Below are 7,011 nucleotides of genomic sequence, written 5' to 3'. Positions count from 1 at the left end.
CGGGATATGACGATCCACGAAATGTTCGAGGCGCAGGTAGCAAGAACCCCAGAGAATATCGCACTGGTGTTTGAGGGCGTGAGCCTGACCTATCGGCAGTTGAATGAACGCGCCAACCGGTTGGCGGCTTACTTGAGAGCGCAGTTTGTTTTACAACCGGACGATCTGATCGGGCTTTGCCTGGAAAGATCGGAGCGCATGATCGTGAGTATCCTGGCGGTGTTGAAGGCCGGTGCCGCCTATGTACCGCTTAGCCCCGATATGCCCGCAGAAAGAATGCTCTGGACGATAGAAAATATTCATTCCCGCGTTATTTTGACGGAGTTGGGCACGCAAGAGGCGCTGGCCAAGCTGATTGATCCACAGAAGACGGCGCTGCTGTGCGTGGACGATCCTGAGTTGATAGCGCGGGCTGCCAGCCACCAGGTGGTTAATGTGGCAACCCAAACCAAACCTGACAATCTGATTTATGTCATCTATACCAGCGGGACGACGGGAACCCCTAAAGGGGTGATGATTGAGCATCATTCTGTCGCCAATCTTGTGGAGGCGCAACGGAGTATCTTTGGCACTGAGATCTGCCAGATTGGAGAGCCGACAAAAAGTTACCTTTTCTATTCAAATTATACCTTTGATGCGCATGTTCTGGATGTGTTCAGCCCGTTGCTGACCGGCCATTGCTTACATGTCTTGTCTAAAGAGATACGTTTGAATTTCGGTGCGCTTGCTGCCTACATTAAACAACATGCCATTGATATCGGCTTTGTGCCCCCTGCGCTGCTAAATAACAATGAAACATTGGGGCTTTCCACGCTAATCCTGGGAGGGGAGGTGGCCAGTAGCAGCGTGATGGAGCGCTATAGCGCTCAGGGGGTAAAAGTAGTTAACTGTTATGGCCCAACGGAAACCACGGTCTTTGTCACCAGGAACGTTTACCAAACGGGCGATAGCAATACCATCATTGGCCGGCCAATAGGCAATGCTGACGCTTATATTCTGGACGGTTGTCTACGGCCGCTCCCTGCGGGTGCCGTGGGTGAGCTCTATATCAGTGGTGACTGTGTAGGTCGTGGCTATTTAAATAACCCTGAGGCGACTCATCAGGCGTTTATCGTCAATCCATTGCAAAGTGATGAAGATAAAGCGCGAGGACGTCACGATCGGCTGTATAAAACGGGCGATTTAGTCCGTTACCTGAACGACGGCAAGATTGACTATATTGGGCGTAATGATGCCCAGGTGAAGATCCGTGGTTTCAGGATCGAATTGGCCGAAATCGAAAGTTGTCTGACCCAATATCCACAGATTGAACAGGTAGTGGTCCTGGCACTGGAGCATGACTCGGGGCAAAAGTACCTGGTGGCCTATTATGTTGCGCCAGACGCATTGCCAGCAGATGTGCTGTCTGAGCATCTGCAACAGCGTTTACCTGCCTATATGATCCCTACGGCGTTTGTTCATTTAACGGCATTGCCGATGAACATGAACAATAAGTTGGATCGCAAAGCCTTACCTCTGCCGATATTAACGGATGAGGCGAACTACGTGGCCCCAGCCAACGAGAGTGAAATGCTGATCTGCCGCGTATTTGCGGAGGTATTACAGCTTAAGGATTATGCGGTGGGGATCACCGATGATTTCTTCCGTTTAGGTGGGGACAGTATCAGCAGTATCCAACTGGCGAATAAACTCAAAAAGTTATCTGGTCACCATCTCACGGTGAAAGACATCTTTGCCCACAGAACGGCCAAAGCATTGAGCACTTATCTGCTGCAACGTCAGGGGGACAATTTGCCGGTTATCCAGTCAGAGGCGGGCATGCTGGCGGATGAGCTACCCTTGGCGCCGATCCAGCGCTGGTTCTTCCAGGCCGTCGAGGCGGGGAAATTGCCTGATGCTGGGCATTGGAACCAGGCATTTATGGTCAAAGTGCCAACGTTAAACGTTGAGTTACTGCGTTTGAGCGTGGCTAAACTGGTTGAATACCATGACATTTTGCGTGCCGTTTACCCGAAAGATGCCGCTGTCGGCCACTACCGTCAAACGATAGCGACGTTGCCATTTGATGCGATCAATCAACAGGATTTCACAGCCGTTCAACTCGATGCGCAGTTGACGGCCTGGCAGAACCGTTTTTGCCTGGCAGAAGGGCCACTGTTCCATATCGGTTATATTGCAGGCTACGCTGACGAGACTGCGCGTATCCATGTAGCGGTACACCATCTCAATATTGATGCGGTCAGCTGGCGGATTATTAACCACGACTTACGCACGCTTTACCAGTTCTTTGCAGCACAAGACGATAACCTTGATGCGACGGCTGATGCGCAAACTATCCTGGGCCAGAAAGGCACGAGTTACCGCCAATGGGTCAACTCACTGCAAAACTACCCAGCCGTTGCCGTGAACAACCATAGGGATGAGAGGCACTACTGGGAGAACCTGACCACGGATTTGGACGCCTGGCACCAGCGTTTGGACGCCCATCGTGTGGGGACGCTCAATCGTACGATGGTAAGCCTGTCGCAACAGCAAACCGGTTGTCTGTTGCGAGACCTTCATCATGTTTATCACACCGAGGTGAACGATATTCTGCTGACCGTACTGGCGGATGCGTTGTCGCAGGTGGTTGGCGGTGACAGCCAGTATGTCCTGCTGGAAGGGCATGGCAGAGAGGCGATGTTTGACGATGTGGATATCAATAATACCGTCGGTTGGTTTACCTGCATGTATCCGGTCAATCTGCGTATTGAGCATCGTGACCTTGTACGCAATTTACCGTTGATTAAAGACAGGCTGCGAACCCCTCCTCACCATGGCTTAGGCTATGGCGTGTTGGTTGGCTATGATGCGCAGGCATTGCCGGCAGTGACCTTCAACTACCTTGGCCAGTTTGATGGTGATGAACGGGATGGCGAGTGGGCGTTTGTTCAGGAGTCTACGGGGTCGGCATTATCAGCGAATAACCGCACAACGGACTTTTTAGCGCTGAACGGCGGTGTGCTCAATGGCCAATTACAGTTCCTGGTCGAGGGTGATCTCAGCCCGGAGCAGCTCGAACTGTTCGCCACGACTTATCGCCAGCGGTTAATCCAGTTGATCGACGAGCTTAAGCGGTCATCTCGCTCTTATCTCACCGAGTCTGATGTTAATGGCGTGGTCTCCGGTGAATTGTTAGCGCACCTCCAGCAGGATGAAGAGGTGGTGGCGATTTATCCGGCTAACAGCCTGCAACAAGGGTTTATTTATCATTACGTACTGCAAGGCGATATCGACAACGCCTATCGTACGCAAATGGTCTGGCACTATCGCAATGCGTTGGATGTCGAGCTGTTAAAACGGGCGTGGCAATGCAGCCAGGCGAAGTATCCGGCGCTGCGGCTAAGATTCTCCTGGCAGGAAGAGTTTGTGCAGATTGTCGATAAGCAAGGCACCTTTGGTTGGCAGTTTATCGATATCAGTGAGCAGGACGAACGTGCACGAGCAAGCACCGTGGCCGAACTCATCAAGCAGGATCAGCAGACCCATTTCGATTTGTCTGCTAGCGGGCTATTCCGGCTGTATATCGTTAAGTGCGCGGCCGATCACTACATTTGTCTGTTTAATAACCATCACGCGATTCTGGACGGCTGGAGCCTGCCGATCTTGCTCAATGATGTGCACCAAAATTATCTGGCCCTGCAACAGGGAAGCGCGCCGGAGCAAGCCACAGATCAAAGCTATCTGGAGGCGCAGGCATTGCTACAGACGGTTAGCCAGGAAACCGAGCAGTTCTGGCAAAACTATCTGGGTGGCTTGGAAGTGCAAGAGAATCTCACCGGTCTGCTAAAGCCGGAGATGAAACACGTCAATTTAAGTGAATATAAACACCTGCAAGACCCCCAGAGCGTGTCGACCGCATTGGCCGGTGAGCTTTACCACGGGCTGAAGGCGCTTTCGCGGCAGCATGGCGTGACGCTGAATGCGCTGATGCAGTATTGCTGGCACCAACAGCTCAGCCTTTATAGCCATGCGGACGTGACGATTGTGGGCATGACGGTGTCTGGCCGTAACCTGCCGGTGGAGGAGATAGAGCGATCTGTTGGGTTATATATCAATACGTTGCCTGTCGTTCTGGCACATACCGATGAGGCGATCATCGAGAATGTCAAACGCCTGCAGGCCCATATTAATGACATCAATAGCTACAGCAATATCAGCCTGATCACACTGCAAAAGGCGGGGGTACGTCTGTTCAACTCGCTATTCGTGTTTGAAAACTATCCAGTGCCTGCCGATAACGGCGAGAGTCTGTTCAAACTCGAGTTTGAGGACAGTGATGAAAAACTGGATTACCCGCTGGGCATCATGGTGTACGAACAGGATGGACGGATTGAGTTCAAGATCAACTATGCGGGCGAGCTGTTTAGCCGTTCGGCCATTGAAGGCGTGCTGCAGGGAATTCGGCTCACCGTACAGCAACTGATCGCGGACCCTGCCATGGGTCCCCAGGCGTTATCGCTGCTGACGAAGGACGACTATACGCAGCTGGTAGCAAACCAGCCGCGGGTTCAGGTTGCCGTGGAGCGGAATAAATTGGTCGGTCAGATGTTTGAAGCGCAGGCCGCCAGAACGCCGGATGCTTTGGCGTTGGTATATCAGGATACGCGGTTGACGTATCGCGAGTTAAATCAGCGGGTGAACCAGTTGGCGGCTTACCTGCAGGCGAACTTTGCGATACAGCCTGACAGCGCGATTGCCCTCTATTTTGATAAGTCGGCCCATATGGTCATTGCCATGCTGGCCGTGCTCAAGGCCGGGGCGGCCTATGTCCCGATTAGCCCTCAGGCACCGTTGGAGCGCTTGAGTCTGCTGGTCGACGACGTTAAACCGGTGTTGATCCTGACGCAGCAGCATTATGGTGCACGCATCGCTGGCTGTGATTTCCCTCTGCTGGATATTGATAACCCGCAACTGGCCAACAGGCTGGCGCAGCTCGATGACAGCAACGTGCAGTCACACACGCAGCCAGACGATTTGGCTTATATCATCTATACCAGCGGCACCACTGGCCGGCCAAAAGGGGTGATGATTGAACATCACTCGTTAATCAACCTGGCGCAAGGTCAGTCAGACCTGTTAGGTATGCCTACGGGCTATGAGCAGTCTGCCAGACTAAACACGTTGTGGTACTCGGAATATGTTTTCGATGCCCATGCGCTGGATGTCTTCTGTACCTTGTTGAATGGCCATTGCCTGCATATTCTGGCAGAACACCAGCGTCTCGACTTTATCGCGCTCTCTGCCTATATCAGGGATCACGCCATCGAGTTCGCCTTTATTCCTCCGGCGTTACTGGCACAAAATGAACTTCTGGAACTGTCCACGCTGGTTGTTGGCGGGGAGTGTCTCGACGCGGCGATGATTGACCGCTACTGTGAGGCCGGAGTCCGGTTGATCAACGGTTACGGGCCTAGCGAAACCACCGTTTGGGCGACGGCGCGGATCTATCAACCTGGCGATGCCAATACCAATATCGGCAAGGCGATCAACAACGTTTGTGTTTATCTGCTGGATCGCCATCTGCGCCCCGTCCCACAAGGTGCGATTGGTGAGCTGTATATCGGTGGTGCTGGCGTTGGGCGCGGCTATCTGAATAACCCGCAGGCGACAGCGGACGCGTTTATTGCCAACCCGTTCCGCAGTGACGCCGAACGCAGCCGTGGTGAAAATGCCCGTCTTTACAAAACCGGGGACCGGGGCCGTTACCTGGCGGACGGTAATATCGAATACCTGGGCCGCAATGACTTCCAGGTCAAGATCCGTGGCTTCCGTATTGAGCCGGGGGAGATCGAAGCCCGGCTGATCGAGCATCCTGCCATCCAGCAGGCACTGGTCCTGGCGAGCACTAACCCGGCGGGGCATACCCATCTGACGGCATACTACGTCGCACAGGCCCCCTTGGAGCAAGATGTGTTGCGCGCCCATCTGCAACAGGTTCTGCCGGACTACATGGTGCCGTCGGCCCTGGTTCACCTGCTGTCGCTACCGATGACCGTCAACGGCAAGGTCGATCGTGCTGCCTTGCCGGTCCCGACGTTTGAGGCGCAGGCAGATCGGGTAGCACCAGCGACGGCGACCGAGCAGCAACTGGCCGAGGTCTTCGCCGAGCTGCTCGCCCTCCCGCAGGACAGCCTCAGCGTGCTGGACGACTTCTATCGCCTGGGGGGCAACAGCATTCTGGCGATCAAGCTGGTGGGCCGTTTGACCCGCGCGTTAGAAAAAAGTGTGCATGTCTCTGACCTGTTCCGCCTGAGATCCATCCGTGCGCTGGCGGCATTTATTGATAATACCGCGCAGGGTAGCCAGATCATCCAGGCACCGTCGATCGCCAGGCCTGAGGAACAGCGGCTGTCGTTTGCCCAGGAGCGCCTGTGGTTTATCGACCGTTATGAAGAAGGCAGCAACGCCTACAACATCCCGCTGACGCTCAAGCTGCAGGCCGGTACCGATCCGCAGAAAGTGGCACAGGCCCTGATGAAGGTGATCGCGCGTCATGAAGCGCTGCGTACCCTGATCCTGTGTGACGACGACGGGCAGGGGTATCAACAGATCCTGCCAGCCGAGACATTCTCACTGAGCCTACCGCACGAAACATGCGACAGCGTGCAAGCGCTGCATGCACGGCTGCATGAGCATCAGCACCGGGTATTTGATCTGGCGCAGGAGTGCCCGATTGCAGCCAGCAGTTATACGCTGGCGGGGAGCCACTACTTCAGCATCGTCATTCACCACATCGCGTTTGACGGCTGGTCGGTAGACCTGCTGCTAAAAGAGTTGCTGCACTATTACCGCGTGTTCACCGGAGAGGCCAGCCATGAACTCCCGGCCCCGCCGGTGCAGTACCGGGAATTTGCGCTGTGGCAGCGCCAGCACCTGCAAGGTGCCACGCTGGACAAGCAACTGGCCTACTGGCATGGGCAACTGGCGGACCATGAGCCGCTCAACCTGCCGACGGACCATGTGCGCCCA

The 7,011-nt window shown here is 54.4% G+C and carries 1 protein-coding gene; it reads left to right on the top strand.

Going from position 1 to position 7,011, the window contains the following annotated elements; genetic code table 11:
- Window positions 1-6: 6 nt before the first annotated feature.
- The coding region (locus A6U95_RS21195; protein ID WP_158006234.1) for a non-ribosomal peptide synthetase at window positions 7-7,011 on the top strand (7,005 nt) is incomplete at its 3' end.

Origin of the sequence: Serratia sp. 14-2641 (assembly GCF_001692375.1) — a bacterium.
Classification (GTDB): Bacteria; Pseudomonadota; Gammaproteobacteria; order Enterobacterales; family Enterobacteriaceae; genus Chania; species Chania fonticola_C.
The sequence above is the reverse complement of the archived record's forward strand: the minus strand, read 5'-3'. Positions and strand labels throughout refer to the sequence as shown.